The organism is Rhizobium brockwellii, from assembly GCF_000769405.2.
GTDB classification, from domain to species: domain Bacteria; phylum Pseudomonadota; class Alphaproteobacteria; order Rhizobiales; family Rhizobiaceae; genus Rhizobium; species Rhizobium brockwellii.
Genome location: NZ_CP053439.1, coordinates 2,730,262 through 2,745,309 on the forward strand (window position 1 = coordinate 2,730,262; position 15,048 = coordinate 2,745,309).

At 61.6% G+C, this 15,048-nt stretch carries 13 protein-coding genes and 1 tRNA gene; 5 read left to right on the plus strand and 9 right to left on the minus strand.

Annotation, left to right across the window (positions count from 1 at the left end):
* Positions 1-70: 70 nt before the first annotated feature.
* The 4 genes from RLCC275e_RS13680 to RLCC275e_RS13695 all read right to left on the minus strand — a co-directional run bounded on the left by RLCC275e_RS13680 (position 71) and on the right by RLCC275e_RS13695 (position 3,331).
* Positions 71-146: transfer RNA gene (locus RLCC275e_RS13680), tRNA-Lys, on the minus strand.
* 227 nt (positions 147-373) lie between these two features.
* Positions 374-1,285, minus strand: a complete 912-nt coding sequence (locus RLCC275e_RS13685) for a PhzF family phenazine biosynthesis protein (RefSeq protein WP_033180865.1) — start codon at positions 1,283-1,285, stop codon at positions 374-376.
* A gap of 166 nt (positions 1,286-1,451) precedes the next feature.
* Complete coding sequence (locus RLCC275e_RS13690; RefSeq protein ID WP_033180866.1) at positions 1,452-2,225, minus strand: NUDIX hydrolase; 774 nt, start codon at positions 2,223-2,225, stop codon at positions 1,452-1,454.
* Positions 2,222-3,331 carry an endonuclease/exonuclease/phosphatase family protein gene (locus RLCC275e_RS13695; protein ID WP_018446467.1) on the minus strand — a complete coding sequence of 370 codons (1,110 nt, stop codon included), beginning with the start codon at positions 3,329-3,331 and terminating at the stop codon, positions 2,222-2,224. Before RLCC275e_RS13695 ends, RLCC275e_RS13690 begins: the two co-directional genes overlap by 4 nt.
* Positions 3,332-3,530: 199 nt before the next feature.
* Here RLCC275e_RS13695 and RLCC275e_RS13700 point away from each other — a divergent pair, with 199 nt between their 5' ends.
* Positions 3,531-3,899: a DUF4189 domain-containing protein gene (locus tag RLCC275e_RS13700; RefSeq protein WP_033180867.1), complete on the plus strand. Its 369-nt coding sequence runs from the start codon at positions 3,531-3,533 to the stop codon at positions 3,897-3,899.
* Positions 3,900-4,446: 547 nt separating this feature from the next.
* Here RLCC275e_RS13700 and RLCC275e_RS13705 read toward each other — a convergent pair.
* From RLCC275e_RS13705 to RLCC275e_RS13720, 4 genes are all read right to left on the minus strand, one after another.
* Entirely contained in the window at positions 4,447-5,466 is a 1,020-nt protein-coding gene (locus tag RLCC275e_RS13705) for an ABC transporter ATP-binding protein (protein ID WP_033180868.1), read from the minus strand.
* Positions 5,454-7,148, minus strand: a complete 1,695-nt coding sequence (locus RLCC275e_RS13710) for an ABC transporter permease (RefSeq protein WP_033180869.1) — start codon at positions 7,146-7,148, stop codon at positions 5,454-5,456. The genes RLCC275e_RS13705 and RLCC275e_RS13710 overlap by 13 nt, the downstream gene beginning before the upstream one ends.
* A 7-nt stretch (positions 7,149-7,155) precedes the next feature.
* Complete coding sequence (locus RLCC275e_RS13715; RefSeq protein ID WP_033180870.1) at positions 7,156-8,133, minus strand: ABC transporter substrate-binding protein; 978 nt, start codon at positions 8,131-8,133, stop codon at positions 7,156-7,158.
* 273 nt (positions 8,134-8,406) lie between these two features.
* The gene (locus RLCC275e_RS13720) at positions 8,407-9,174 is read right to left on the minus strand and encodes an alpha/beta fold hydrolase (RefSeq protein WP_033180871.1); all 768 of its coding nucleotides are present in this window, start codon (positions 9,172-9,174) and stop codon (positions 8,407-8,409) included.
* Between the two features lie 231 nt (positions 9,175-9,405).
* On the opposite strand from RLCC275e_RS13720, the gene RLCC275e_RS13725 reads away from it, so the two are divergent.
* The 3 genes from RLCC275e_RS13725 (at position 9,406) to RLCC275e_RS13735 (ending at position 12,303) form a co-directional block, all read left to right on the plus strand.
* On the plus strand, positions 9,406-9,876 hold the full coding sequence (locus RLCC275e_RS13725) for a MarR family winged helix-turn-helix transcriptional regulator (RefSeq protein WP_033180872.1): 471 nt from the start codon (positions 9,406-9,408) through the stop codon (positions 9,874-9,876).
* A gap of 223 nt (positions 9,877-10,099) precedes the next feature.
* Positions 10,100-11,158 carry an aldo/keto reductase gene (locus RLCC275e_RS13730; protein ID WP_033180873.1) on the plus strand — a complete coding sequence of 353 codons (1,059 nt, stop codon included), beginning with the start codon at positions 10,100-10,102 and terminating at the stop codon, positions 11,156-11,158.
* A gap of 101 nt (positions 11,159-11,259) precedes the next feature.
* The gene (locus RLCC275e_RS13735; RefSeq protein ID WP_033180874.1) at positions 11,260-12,303 is read left to right on the plus strand and encodes a DUF2278 family protein; all 1,044 of its coding nucleotides are present in this window, start codon (positions 11,260-11,262) and stop codon (positions 12,301-12,303) included.
* A 39-nt stretch (positions 12,304-12,342) separates the two neighbouring features.
* Here the strand turns inward: RLCC275e_RS13735 and RLCC275e_RS13740 are convergent, their stop codons facing one another.
* Positions 12,343-13,563: an aminotransferase-like domain-containing protein gene (locus RLCC275e_RS13740; protein ID WP_033180875.1), complete on the minus strand. Its 1,221-nt coding sequence runs from the start codon at positions 13,561-13,563 to the stop codon at positions 12,343-12,345.
* A gap of 206 nt (positions 13,564-13,769) precedes the next feature.
* Here RLCC275e_RS13740 and RLCC275e_RS13745 point away from each other — a divergent pair, with 206 nt between their 5' ends.
* The gene (locus tag RLCC275e_RS13745) at positions 13,770-14,870 is read left to right on the plus strand and encodes a branched-chain amino acid aminotransferase (RefSeq protein ID WP_033180876.1); all 1,101 of its coding nucleotides are present in this window, start codon (positions 13,770-13,772) and stop codon (positions 14,868-14,870) included.
* Positions 14,871-15,048: the final 178 nt, after the last annotated feature.

Sequence of the window (15,048 nt, forward strand, 5' to 3'; positions counted from 1 at the left end):
TTCGAGAACAGTTTCCAGCAGGCCGGAAAATCCGGCCCGAGCTCAAATACATCAATCTTTTCAAGAAATTTGGTGGGTGATGTAGGGCTCGAACCTACGACCCGCTGATTAAGAGTCAGCTGCTCTACCAACTGAGCTAATCACCCGTCCGCGCTTGGCTGCGCGGTGTGACGGGGCGTATAAACAGGATCGGCAGGCTTGTCCAGCACATAGGCAAAATTTCTTTGGTTAATCGCGAAGATTTTTCGGCATGGCTGAAATGCAACGCACGATCCCGAAAGTCGGAATCGATTTTCGGAAAGGATTATGCGCGGATTCAAAGTGATAGATCGTTCTTAGCGCGTCCTGTCGGACGCGCAACGCTCTGATCAAATCAAAGGTCGAGCGTGCCGCTGGCCAGCCGCACAGCCTGGCCACCGATCCGCGCGTTGGAGATCGTCCCGCCGTCGACATCGATATGCAGGTGGATGAAGGACGGCCGGCCCATCTCGACCCCCTGCTCGATCATGATCGGATGATGCCCGTCCGTCAGCCGGTCGAAATGGTGGATCGCGCCGGAGAGCGCGGCTGCCGCCGAACCGGTGGCCGGATCTTCGACGATACCCATGCCGCTTGCGAACATGCGCGCATGGAACTTTGCCACGTGGTTGACGCCGCCACGGCAATAGACATAGGCCGAGGCAAGCGCGCCATCGACGAAAGGCACAATCTTTTCCCAGAGCTGCGGATCGAATTCCACCCGTTGCGTGGCTCCGACATCGTGCACCGGAATGAGCAGGAAGGGAACGCCGGCGCTCCAGACCGACGGGACGTGATTTTCGAAACCGATCTCGGTGACCTTCAGCGATAGCGCATCGGCGATGCCGAGCTTGTCGAGCGGCATGATGGCCGGCTGCGATTTGCGCGGCAGGTCAAATTCGGCAAAGCTCGCCTCGCCCTCTCTCAGCCGCACCGCGCAACGCACCGGCCCGACATTTTCCTCCAGCACCGTGACGAGATCGCGCGTCGCAGCACCGTGCGCCCGTTCGGCCAGCGCCACCGCGGTGCCGACCGTGGGATGGCCGGCAAACGGCAGCTCGCGCCCGGGCGTGAATATCCTCAGACGCGCCGCATAGGCGGGGTTGGTCGAAGGCTGCACGAAGACCGTCTCCGAAAGATTGATCTCCCGGGTGATCGCCTGCATTGCCTCGTCGCTGAGATTGTCTCCGTCGAAGATCACCGCCAGCGGGTTGCCGGCAAGCTTTCGATCGGTGAACACGTCATAGACGCTGTAGCTTCGCGCCACATCGGCCTCCTTGAATCGTCATCGCGGCCGCCAACCTGCCCGACCGGGCGAGCGAGTGCAAGGCGATAAAACGCGTCACGTCAACCGGATTCACATGACTCGCTTTCGATCTTTACGTGATGCATGTCGTTATCCCAAAACGCTACATGGTTTTAGGCGGCATACATCAACGCCGCTCGGCCTTGCCGAAATACCAGTCGATCACGGGCAGCATGGCGATATTATAGGGATGCGCCGCGTGATCGGCCGAGCGGATTGCCGCCGCACCCGCGATCTCCTTGTCCTCGGCGACGAGCATGTGGCTCTCGATCCGTTCGACCATCTCGTCCGCCGTCATATCGAAGCGGAAGAGCCGCAACAGCGTCACCGTTCGGTTGGAATAACTGGCGAAGAGTCCTTGCCCCGCCACCGAACGGCCAAGATCCAATCCGGTCTCCTCATGGACCTCGCGGCGCATGTTCGCCTCGATGTCGCAACGCCCGTCGACGATATCCTCCGGTTCCAGCGAGCCGGCGGCGAAATAGACCTGGCCGGGATTGGCGGTATGGGCGCCCATACGGATCGCCACCAGCGCGCCGTCCGAGGTTTCGAGCACGGGATAGGCGAAGATGTGAACGCCGCCCTGACGCTGCGGCTGTCGGCGCCACCACATGAAGGCGGAAAAGGGAATGACGTGGCCCTCGCCCGCAATACCGTTTTCACTGAGGGAGAGCCGTTGCTGAAACACCATGCGCCCGTCGAACAGCGCCGGATTGGCGGCAGTCTCCCGCGCCCAGTTCTCACGGATCGCTGCTTCCTCGGCGGCGACCAAAGGATGGGGACCGGACAGGATGCGCAGATCCACGCCGGCAATGGGGAAGACCGTGGCCTCCGGCGGCCAGCCGGTGAAATCATCGGAAAAATGGCTGTTGGTGAAATTCGCGTTCAAATTCGCATTCATGGGAGATCCAGTGTCATGACGACGGGGCAGTGATCGGACGCCTTCGGCCTGTCCCAGCCGGTGCGCGGATAACGCTCCACCTCCTGCCCCGGCGGGAAGATAGTGCGGTAAGGCTGGCCACTGCGGATGATTTCCGGCAGGCGGCCGACATTGTGGGCGGCGAGTGCTGGCGAGAGCCAGAGATAATCGAGTTGGCAAAGCCACTGCTCCTGCGGCCCGCGCGCGTGATAGAGCGTCCAGCGGTCGAGAGCCGTGCGGCGGCGCACCACATTTTCGGCAAAGCCATCGCGGCTGAACACGTCGAGTGCGCTTTCGGCCTCATCCTGATGTTCGAAACGATAGCCGGCGCCCCGGCGGCCGATGACATCGACGCGCTCCTGATAATCGTTCATGTCGCCACAGATAGCGAAGCTCTTCGTGCCGGCCTGATCCGCCCCGAAGCGATCCTCGATGATGCGGCGCACGGCGCGCGCCTCGGCGCGGCGGATCGGCATGGTCGATTGCCGCCCGTCCAGCCCGTCGCGCGGATTGCCCATGGACTTGAAATGCACGACGTAGAGCGAAAAAGGCCGGCCGCCGATCAGAAGATCGAGCTCCAGGCAATCGCGCTTGAAGATCTTGTCGTCGATGCGGTTGGTGAGTGCCAGCTCCTCGTCGAAGAGATCGAGATCGCGATAGGTCGTCATCGCATGGCTTTTGATGTCCCTGAGCTCGATCTTCTGGCCGTCGCGCGTTTCCTCACGCATCAGGACGGCAACATCGATGCCGCGGCTGTCGTTGCCTTCGACCAGGTATTTCTGCCGGTAACCATTTCCGACCATCCGGAAGAGATAGCCGTATTCGAAGGCCTGAAGGGCAGCCATGTTGTCGATTTCCTGCAGGCAGAGGATATCGGCATCCGCGTCGGCGATTGCGAGCGCCGTCATCTGCCTGGTGTCGTCGGTCGCCGCGATCACGCGGGCCTGCTCGAGCTGCTGGTAGACGCCCTCGCTCGACACCTGGAAAAGCTTGATGACCCGGTCCTGGCGCAGCTGGTTGCGGAAACCGGTGAAATCGAAACGGGTCAGGAGATTTTCGACATTGAAGGTGGCGAGGCGAAGCGACATGGGAAGGATCCGGTTGCGGGGAGTACCTTAACCAGCAGAAGCCGCAGGAAAAGATGGCGGGGCCAAGAAATATGCGGACAAACACCCCTCTTGCAGCCCCGGACGCGATTGCCTGTGACCTAGGCCGCTGACATTCTCCCGCAAGCCCCGAATAATTCGTCCCAGACGACATTCACCAGTTCCGGCGCGGTGGCATTTCATGAAACGGATTTCTGCATCGCTTGCGATTCTGACTGTCCTCGCCGGCGCCGGCCCGGCACTTGCCGACAGCTATGGTGCCATCGCCTATTCGCCATCAACAGGCGCTCTCGGCTGGTCCTATGCCCATGACAATCGCGGCGACGCCGAAACCGTTGCCCGGCGCAATTGCGACAGCAGCGCCAATGACTGCCGGATCGCCATCTGGTTCCGCAATGCTTGCGGCGCGGTGGCCGTCGGCCATCGCGGCGGCTGGGGCTCCGGCTGGGGTTACGACAACCGTGAGGCCCAGCGCCAGGCAATCCGCAGCTGCAGAAAGCAAACCGGCAACTGCCGCGTCATCCGCTGGCAATGTTCGGAGAACGAATAAGCCGGCTAAGCCAAAGCAATGGCTATCCGAGCCACAAGGCAAGGCACGCCGGCGAACAAGTCGCCTCGACGCGTTTTTCAGCGGCGCTTAGATCCCGCCCGGTGGGCTTGAGGTGGCGCCATCGTGAGGTTGGCTGTGCCCGCCATCAGAACTGCTCGACGAGCTCCCGTTGCTCGAACCGCCATGTAATTCACTTGGTCTAAATGTCCGGGTTTTCCATTCGTCGCCCCGTTTCTGCCGCTCTAAAGATGGGCATCCCTGAAGAATGCTCGCCGCAGTTAAAAGAACCGCCGAAAGCGCGAAAACGGATCGGATACGCCTTACTTGAATTGGCATGCGAGTATGGTCCCTCAATAAACGATTGTCGCGCGGGCTTTATTTGACCCGTAGCGCTCGTAGTAATTTAGCCGTTTGCTTCCATCACGGATTACTAGACCGGAGATATTCAACTTTTTGGCGATTCGAAAGAAGGCAACGGCGACTTTCAACCTAATATCGTCGGGCTTCAAACTGGAGCAGCACCGTAAAAGTGTAGCGCCCGCCTCGATCAAAGCCGCCACCCGGCGCGGATGACAACACGAACCGCCTCGCCCGGCACGACAGCCACGCGGCTGAATGCGCGCAGCCTCTGACCGTTGCCGAGCATGAGCCTCACGGCGTAACGCTCGCCCTCGAAAAGCACGGATTCGACAGCTGCCGGAGCCCCCTCGACGCCGATGACCACATCCTCCGGCCGCACAAGGATATCGGCGCCATTGGTATTTGCAGCATGAAGCGCATCCTGCAGTTCGTCCCACTCCAGATAGCGTTCACGGTTCACAACCGGCAGCGTGAGAATGGCCCCCCGCCCGATGAGCCCGCCAACGATGCGCCCTTCAGGCCGAGCGTAGATCTCGGCGGGCGCCGCCACCTGCAGCAGCCGCCCTTCCGACATGACAGCGATGTCGGTCGCAAGTGCCATCGCCTCGCTCTGGTCGTGGGTGACGTAGATCATCGTCGCGCCCGAGCGCTGGTGGAACTCGCGAAAAGTCTCCTCCATCTCCTGTTTCAGGTGCCGGTCGAGATTGGCAAGCGGCTCGTCGAGCAGCACCACGTCGGGCGATGTCACCAGACAGCGGGCGAGCGCCACGCGCTGGCGCTGGCCGCCGGAAAGATCGGCCGGGCGTCGTTCGGCGTAGTCGGCGAGCCGGACAGTGTCGAGCGCGTCGCGCACCTTCGTCCGGTGGGCCTCGCCCGATATGCCGCGCACTTTAAGGGGATAGCCGACATTGTCGGCAACACTCATATGCGGCCACAGCGCGTAGGACTGAAAGACCATCGCCATGTTACGCTTTTCTGGCGGCAGTGACTGCGCGGCATCGGCAAGCAATCTCTCGCCGAGATGGATCGAGCCGTCGCTTGGCGTCTCGAAACCGGCGATCATCCGCAGCACTGTCGTCTTGCCGCAACCGGAAGGCCCGAGCAACGCCAGGAAGCCGCCCTCGCGCACATCGAGCGAAAAACTGCTGACGGCGGCGCGCCCGGTGCCAAAATCCTTGCCGAGCTGGTTGAGGATCAGCCTCGCCATGGGATCACTCCTTTCGGCAGTCGTTTCGCCAGAAGTTCGAGCAGCAGCATCAGTACGACGACCATGAGGACGACGAGCACCGAGAGCGCCGAAGCAAGGTCGGAGCTGCCGCTATCATCGAGATTGTAGATGGCAACGCCGAGCGTCTGGGTGCCGGCAGACCAGAGCAGCGCCGAGATCGTCAGCTCGTTGCAGGCAATCAGAAAGACAAGAATAACGGAGGCGCCGGCGGCCGGCGCAATCAGCGGCACGATGATATCGGCAAGCCGGCGGAAGAAGCCGGCGCCGGAAAGCCGCGCCGCCTCTTCCAGAGCCGGATCGAGCTGGTGGAAGGCGCTGACCACGGGTTTCAGGCTGACGGCGAAGAACGAGGAGAAATAGGCGATCAGGATGATCCAGATCGTGCCATAGAGCGACACGTGGAGGATCGGGATCGGTGCTGCGAACACCAGGATGAAGCAGACCGCCATGACGATGCCGGGCAGCGAATAGGGTATCTCGATCAGACTGGAGATGATGCGGGAAGCCGCATCCTTGCGCCGCGTCAGCGTGTAGGCGGCGAGCACCGTCACCACGAGGAGACAAAGCGCGGTCGCGCTGGCGAGCGACAGCGAATTGATAAAGGCGCTACGCGTCACCGCCTGCCGGAACAGGATCTCCTCAAAGGCATGCAGCGACATCGTCTTGAAAGTGAGCGGCACGCCATAGGCCGGCACCAGCGCGCCGGCGACAAGCGCGAAGAAGGGTGCTGCCAGCATGAAGAACAGGATCGCCCAGACGAGCGATGTGAAAACAAGGCGCCAGGCGCCGAGCTCGAAGGCCGCACTCGCCCCAGATAACCCGATGACACGGTAGTCGCGGCCGCGCAGCGCCCGGTCCTGGATCATCAGCCCGACGACCGAGATGACGGCGATGATCGCCGAGAGCACGGCGACGTCGCCGAAGGTACGGCTGGTGAAGGCAGAAAACTTGGTGAAGATTAGCGTCGGCAGTGTGAAGATCGAGGCCGGAATGCCGAGAATGGCGGGAATGCCGAAATTGCCGGTGCAGGAGACGAAGGAGATCGCCGCACCCGCAATGATGCCGGGCAGCGATAGTGGCAGGATGATATCGCGGAACACCCGCAAGCTGGAAGCGCCGGAAAGCCGTGCGGCCTCGACGCCGTCGCGCGGCAGCGTCATCAGCCCGGCCCGAAGCGCCAGGTGGACCAGCGGCGCATGCTGCACGCCATAGAGCAGCGCGATGCCGCCTACCGAATAGAGCGGCTGCGGCGAACCGAGTGGCGGAGCGATATGCAGCGCCTTCAGCAGCGGGCTGGAAGGGCCTGACATCTGTACCCAGGCAAGCGCCGTCACCTGTGGTGGGATCATCATCGGCAGCACGAAGAAGAAGCCGAGCGGCCCCTTGGCGCGGATATCGGTCAGCGTCAGCAGGAAGGCGAAGAGGCAGCCGAGGACAAGCGAGATCACCGTGCCCAGAATGGCGGTGATGACCGTGTAATAGGTCGCCGACCAGAGCGACGCCTCGCTCAAAACCGTCATCACGCCGCCATCGGCAAAGGCCGTCATTCCGACCATGGCGAGGCGAGCGAGCGGCAGCACGCTGAGGATCAGGACGATGATGACGACAAAGGGAAACAGCCAGGCGGGCTGGCTGTTTCCGGTTTTGATGTATCCTTGCATGAAAGGATCAGTTCGAGCCGTAGATGCCCGAGAAGGTCTTGAGATCCTGGTCGGTATTCTTCAATGCTTCGGCCGCCTTGATCGGCAGGACCTTGATGGTGTCGCGCGCCGGGAAGCCTTCCGGCAGCTTCATGCCGTTGCGGGCCGGGATGTAGCCGAGCTTCAGGAAGCCTTCCTGGCCCTTTTCGGAGAGCACGTAATCGACGAATTTCCTGGCGGCATCGGCATTCTTGGTGCTGGCGAGGATGCCGACCGGCTCGGTGACGGCCGAAACGCCTTCGCTCGGGAAGACGAACTCGACGGGCGCGCCCTTGGCCTTCTCGCGGATCGGCAGGTAGTCGACGACCATGCCATAGGCCTTTTCGCCCGAGGCGACCGACTTCAGCACGGCGCCGTTGCCGCCGGCAGCGATCGCGCCATTTTCGGCAAGCGACTTGTAGAAGTCCCAGCCGAGGCCGGAAACGGCAGCGAGCGTCTGTGCGTGGATGAGGGCCGCACCCGAGGCAAGCGGGCTCGGCATGGTGACGAGGCCCTTGGCTTCCGGCTTCGTCAAGTCCTTCCAGCTCGCAGGCTTCATCGCGACCGAGGTGTTGTACATGATGCCGGTGGTGATCAGCTTGGTCGAGTAGTAATAGCCGTCGGCGTCATAGAGGGCGGCGTCGTACTCAGCAGCTTCCGGCGACTTGTACGCCAGGAGCTTGCCATCTTCCTTGAGGCGCTCCAGCGTCACCACGTCGGCGATGAGGAGAACGTCGGCGACCGGGTTGCCGGCCTGGATCTCGGCTTGGAGCTTCGCCATGATCTTCGGCGTTCCGTCGCGCACCCAGTCGACCTTGATATCGGGATTGGCAGCCATGAAACCATCGACCGTCGCCTGCGCGTCTTCGTTCGGCTGGCTGGTGTAGAGAACGAGGTTTGCGGCCGAAGCCGGAATGGCAAACAGGCTCGCAGCGACAAATGCTGCGGCGGAAACGATCGTTTTCATGGGAGGGGTCCTCGATTTCGATATCCCTCCCTTATTAGGGGTCGTTAACAGAGATGTGACAGGGCGCGGCGGTTGGTCCACGCCCTGCACCACTACTTTGCCACCGACCAGTCGTGACCTCGCCACGCTCGCCTTGGTCAGTTCACTGAGGATCAACTGCAGCAGATGATTGACCAGCGGGGCCTGCCCCGCCGATACGTCGCGCAGGCAGAGCCGGTCATGGCCCGCGGACAAAACCTCCGCGGCGGCCGGCCACGGCGCTCGGATCGAATACTACTTTGCGGCCTCTTCGATCAGTTCCGCTACCTTCGCGGGATGCGACACCATCACGACGTGGGAAGCGCCGTCGACCACCACAGTCCGCTTGGAGCCTGCCCGCTCGGCCATGAAGCCTAGGGCTGCGGCCGGGATGTTCTTGTCGCCAGTGCCGTAGACAAACCACGACGGCAGCTTCTTCCAGGCGGGCTCGCCGGACTTTTCGGTCAGGGCAGACTCGGTGACCGGACGTTGGGCAGCCGCCATCAGGGCCGCCTGTTCGGCCGGCACATCGCTGGCGAACTGATCATGGAACTTGGCCTGGTCGATATAGAGATCGACACCGCCGGCGCTGAGCTTTACCGGAGCCGCAAGCGCTCCGCTCAGCGTACCGCCCGGAAACTTGCCGGCGAGATCTGCGACAGATTCTCCCGCATCCGGCGCGAAGGCCGCGACATAGACCAGCGACCTGACGTTGTCGTGGCCGTTGGCCGCGGTCGAAATGACCTGGCCGCCATAGGAGTGACCGACAAGGACCACAGGGCCGGCGATGCTGCCAACCACGTCAGAGACATAGGCAGCGTCGTTAGAAACGCTGCGTAGCGGATTGGCGGCTGCCACGACAGAAAAACCATCCTTGCGCAGGATTTCGACGACGCCGTTCCAACTGGATGAATCGGCAAAGGCGCCATGGACGAGGACAACGGTCGGCTTGGCCGGCTGGGCAACGGCAGCACCGGAAAGAAGAGCGCCCGCCAGGGCGACGGCAGCAGCAAACTTAAACATTGGTCATTTCCTTTCGTCGGTTGAATTTCATAGGAGCCGGATGGGGAGCCACAAGGGAATTCATGCGCTTGCGCATCTGGTGACGCAGCAAACCTCTGCAGCCTTCGGTGTTCGATATATAATTTGCCAGCGATTTCTTTGTGCACGATTTAACTAGGTCGTCTCGTCTGCCGAGTCAATAGCTTGCAAACAGATCGCGCACAAATTATATTGAGATGAAAGGAGAGCGTGATGAAAGACACCAGATCAAATGATCTCGCTGACGTGCCCAAGATCGATGAAATGCTTTGCTTTTCGATCTATTCGGCAAGCCACGCCTTTAACCAGCTTTACCGTCCCTTGCTCAACGAGCTGGAACTCACCTATCCGCAATTCCTGGTCATGACCGCTTTGTGGGCGCGCGACGACCGCACGGTGAAGGATCTCGGCGAGACGCTTTTTCTCGACTCCAGCACCCTCACTCCGCTGCTGAAGCGGCTGGAAAATGTTTGCCTCGTCACCCGCAACCGAAATCCCACCGATGAGCGCCAGGTGCTCTTGCGCTTGACGGAGAAGGGACTGGCCCTCAAGAGCCGTGCCTCCCATGTGTTCGACTGCATCGGCAAGGCTGTCGGTCTCGACGCCGAGGCTGTCAGCAAGATTCGAGACACGATTGCTTCCCTTCGCGACGATATTCACATCAAGGACAAACAGGAGAGCTGACGTGGCCTCCACCACGTCGACGCTGCGCCAAAACAATTTCCGTCGACAAGCCGATGACATATTGTACGATCTGCCGCTCGGGTCGTGATCGGCTACAGCCGCTGCATGGCCGGAAGATACCGGCGCTCAGATCTTGCCTAAGCCTCACCCCGCTGTGAATACGCACCCATTGCTATCTCGGAGCGTTGAGGTACGTCAGTCTTGTTTAAAGGGAGGAATTTCAATGGAATATCGTCTGCTCGGCCGTTCCGGCCTGAAGATTTCGACTTTGACCATGGGCACGATGACCTTCGGCGGCGTCGGCTGGGCGAAGACCGTCGGCGACCTCGGCGTCTCCGAGGCGAAAAAGATGATCGACATGTGCATCGATGCCGGCATCAACCTGATCGACACCGCCAATGCCTATTCCGACGGCGAGTGCGAAAACATCATCGGCGATGTACTCTCCGGCAAGCGGCCGCAGGGCGTGCTGCTCGCCACCAAGGCCCGCTTTCGCATGGGTGACGGCCCGAACGACCAGGGCCTGTCGCGCTACCACCTCATCCGCGAATGCGAGGCGAGCCTCAAGCGCCTGAAGACCGACGTCATCGACCTTTATCAGGTGCATGAATGGGACGGCCAGACGCCGCTGGAAGAGACGATGGAAGCGCTCGACACCCTGATCAGACAGGGCAAGGTGCGTTACGTCGGCTGCTCGAATTATTCCGGCTGGCACATCATGAAGGCGCTCGGCATCGCCAACGAGCACAGGTACCAGCGCTTCGTCAGCCAGCAGATCCACTATACGCTGGAAGCCCGCGACGCCGAATACGAGTTGCTGCCGATCTCGATCGACCAGGGCCTCGGCGTGCTGGTCTGGAGCCCGCTCGCCGGCGGCCTGCTCTCCGGCAAGCATCGTCGCAATCAGGCAGCCCCCGAAGGCACACGCCAGTTCGCCGGCTGGACCGAACCGCCGATCCGCGATGAGAACCGCCTTTGGAACATCGTCGAGACATTGGTCGCGATCGGCGAAGAGCGCGGCGTCTCGGCGGCACAGGTGGCGCTCGCCTGGCTGATCGGCCGCAAGGCGGTGACCTCGGTCATCATCGGCGGCCGCACCGAAGCCCAGTTCCGCGACAACATCGCCGCCGCCGAACTGAAGCTCACGGAGGAGGAGCGAAAGCGCCTCGACGCGGTCAGCCTGCCGCCGGTGATCTATCCCTATTGGCACCAGCTGAACACGGTTAGCGACAGGCTTGGTGAAGCCGATCTCGAGCTTTTCGGACCGCATCTGGAGCAATAGGCGATAGGGGATCAAGCATTGCACGGCGAAAGACAGACGTCATAAAAGATGCACCTTCGCCGTGTTATCGTCAAACCCCGCTACCCGCCGCGAGGTTCTCGATGCTGAAGAATTACAAGGTTCTGAAGGGTACGGCGAGCGCCCGTGCCCTCGACGACGACAACGATCCCCATATCGAAATCCGCATCGAGGCGAACGGCGTCAGCTATCGCATCGCGCTCAACGTCCGCTCCAAGGAATCGCCGCACGACTTGCTCTACGCCAATATCGTCGATTTCAAGCACCCGGCGCTGACCGAGGCGCTCGAAGCCCTGCCGATGGGCCTGACCGACATCCGCAAGGACCGTCCGGAGCTTGCCATCGACTATGTCCGCGGCGGGCTGATCGAGCGCGAGGACATGAATGTCGCGCCCTTCCAGCTCTCCGGCCCGAAGAACGACCTGCGTGACTTCATCGAGCCGATCGTCCAGGAAGGCATTGCCGATTCCGACGTGCATTTCTATGCCTTCGGCGAGGCCTGGGGGCCTGAGAACAACAAGCCGGACCAATATTTCGACTTCGAGCCCGGCAACGGCATCCACGACATCCACATGAACCAGGGCGACGGCGGCAGCTTCAAGGCCACCAACGGGCCGAACCAGGACGGCGCGCTGCTCGTCCATTTCAACGATACCGACGAATGGGCGGCGATCTTCCTCTGCTTCCAGTCGCAGAACTGGAACACCGATGCGGCGACCGGCCATCCGGTTTCCGACAGCCGCGGCGGCCAGGGCCGCGGCGAAGGCACACGCCGGCCGCAGCCGATCGTCGCCTCGTCGCTGCGCATCGTCGCCGCGCTGATCAACCCGGTGAACGGTGAAGGCGGCACCGAGGCCGAAACGGTGACGATCATCAACCGCTCCGACATGGAGGCATCGCTCGAAGGCTGGAAACTCGAGGACGAAAACGGCAGGACCCACACGCTGTCGGGATCGCTATACGCAGGCGAGCTGCGCACCATAGCGCTCGATGCCGCAGCCGGCGGCCCGCAGCTTGCCAACAGGGGCGGCGACATCATCCTGCGCAACGCCGACGGCGCCGTGGCCGATCGGGTCGGCTACGGCAAGAGCGAGACGGCGAACGAAGGCTGGACGACGATATTCTGATCGGCGCCCTGCCCTTCCCCGCCGGCCGGGCGACTGGAATCAGCTGCCGATCTCGGCCGAGATCAGCGCGCTCAAGCGGCCGATGCCATCTTCGATCATCTGCTCGTTGGCGCAGGAGAAGCTGAGGCGGATAGTGTTGGCGCCGGAACCGTCGGCGAAGAAAGCCTTGCCGGGCACGAAGGCGACCTTCGCGGTTTCGAGCGATTTCGCCAGCAGCTTGGCGCCGTCCATGCCTTCCGGCAGCGTGATCCAGATGAACATGCCGCCCTCCGGCTTCGTCCAGCTGGTGTCTTCAGGCATGTATTTATCGAGGGCTGTCAGCATACAGTCACGACGTTGGCTGTAGGCGGCCTTGATCTTGGCGACCTGCGCGTCGAAGCCGCGCGCGGCGACATCTGATATCGCCATCTGGTTGATCGTCGAGGAATGCAGGTCGGCCGCCTGCTTCATCAGCACCAGCTTGCGGATGACGGGCGCATTGGCGACGATGAAGCCGACCCGAAGGCCAGGCGCCAGCGTCTTCGAGAAGCTGCCGCAATAGATCGTGCGCGTATCGTTGATATGGCCCTTCTCGGCGATCTCGAGCGCCAGGATCGGCGGAATCGGATCGCCATCGTAACGCAGCGACTGGTAGGCAGCATCCTCGATGACGGCAATATCGAGATCTTCCGCCAGTGCCAGGACCTTCTTGCGGCCGTCAAGATCGACGGTTTCGCCGGTCGGATTGGAGAAGTCGGTGGAAAGATAGGCGAACTTTACCTTGCCGCCGGCAGCGGAAGCGGCCGCACGGTAGGACTCGGGCGTCCGGTTGCCGTTCGGCGTCAGCTGGTCGTAGGCCGGTTCATAGGCATTGAAGGCCTGCAGCGCTCCGAGATAGGTCGGCCACGTCACGAGCGCGGTGTCGTTTGGGGACAGGAACAGCTTGCCGAGATAATCGAGGCCCTGCTGCGAACCGGAGACGATGAAGACATTGTCGAGTTCGCAAGGAATGTCGAGAGCTGCCATCTGCCCGACCAGCCATTCGCGCAGCGGCTTATAGCCTTCGCTCACCGAATATTGCAGCGCCGAATTGACGGCGGCGCCGTCGAAGATATCGGCATAGGCCTGCTTGAATTCCTGATCGGGAAAGAGCGCCGGATCCGGAATGCCGCCGGCAAAGGAGATGATATCGGGCCGGTCGAGAAGCTTCAAGAGCTCGCGGATCTCGGATGCGCGCATGCGCGACGAGCGCGACGCAAACATGGTGTCCCAGTTCAGCATGGGGTTTCCTCGTATTTTTCTATTCCCCCAGCAGACCATGCCGGAGAATTTATGTCAATAATACTGACCTATTTTCTTGTCCCTATGACAACAAAGCGATTATTCCTCTGATCGATGTCGAAACCGGCTGATTCAGGCCTTTCCAAGACCAGCCCGGCGGCAGTAGTGTCGCCGCCACTATTCAATGTACTATCAAGGTGCCAGCAATGACCGCGACGACGACCTCTTCTGAAATCAAAATCGAATTGCACAAGTCTCCCGTCTCCGATGCCGACCGCATCCAGGCACTGGAGACGCCCGGCTTCGGTAAGGTCTTCACCGATCATATGGTCCTGGCACGATGGACTGCCGACAAGGGTTGGCACGATGCGAAGGTTACGCCGAGGCGTCCTCTCGAGCTCGATCCTGCAAGCGCCGTGCTACACTATGCTCAGGAAATTTTCGAAGGCATGAAAGCCTACAAGGCGGAAGATGGCCGGATTCTGCTCTTTCGGCCCGAAGAGAACGCTCGCCGCTTCGCGCAGTCGGCGATCCGCATGGCTATGCCTCCTGTGCCCGAAGAACTCTTCCTGAAGGCGGTCGAAGAACTGGTCCGCGTTGACAGGGCCTGGATTCCATCCGGCGACGCCAGTCTCTACCTTCGCCCTTTCATGTTCGCCAACGAGGCATTCCTGGGCGTTCGTCCGGCTCAGGAATATGTCTTCTGCATCATCGCCTCTCCGGTCGGCGCCTACTTCAAAGGCGGAGCGAAGGCGGTCTCCCTATGGGTCGAGACCGAATACACCCGTGCTGCCGCCGGCGGCACGGGTGCTGCAAAATGCGGCGGAAACTACGCAGCCAGTCTCGTGGCGCAGGCCGAGGCGGCGAAGAAGGATTGCGATCAGGTCGTCTTCCTGGACGCAGCAGAGCATCGCTGGGTCGAGGAACTTGGCGGCATGAACGTCTTCTTCGTCATGAATGACGGATCGGTGGTGACCCCGCCTCTTGGCGGCACGATCCTGCCGGGTATCACCCGGGCCTCGGTGATCGTACTCGCCGGAGAAAAGGGCCTGCGCGTCGAGCAGCGTCCCTACTCCTTCGCGGAATGGCAACAGGACGCAACCAGCGGCAAGCTCGTCGAAGCCTTCGCTTGCGGCACTGCCGCGGTCCTGGCGGGCATCGGCCTGGTTCGGCATGCCGGCGGCGAGTTTCTGGTCGGAGACGGACAAACCGGCAAGTTGACCAGCGAACTGCGCCAGCAGCTCGTCAGCCTGCAGAAAGGCGTAACCAACGATGAGCGCGGCTGGACGCGCCTTATCCCGGCCTGAACTCCGGACGATTCACGCCAACGGCGGCGTCAACACCGACATGGTGGGCGCCGCTCTCCGCCTCGCCCGCAAAGCCGCCGGGCTGGCGATCTATTCCGCCCTCGCCGGAGTTCGTTTCGATCTGCACGATACGATGTGCTTCGAGCCGAAAGCCATTGAGCAATCCGCGGATCGCTTT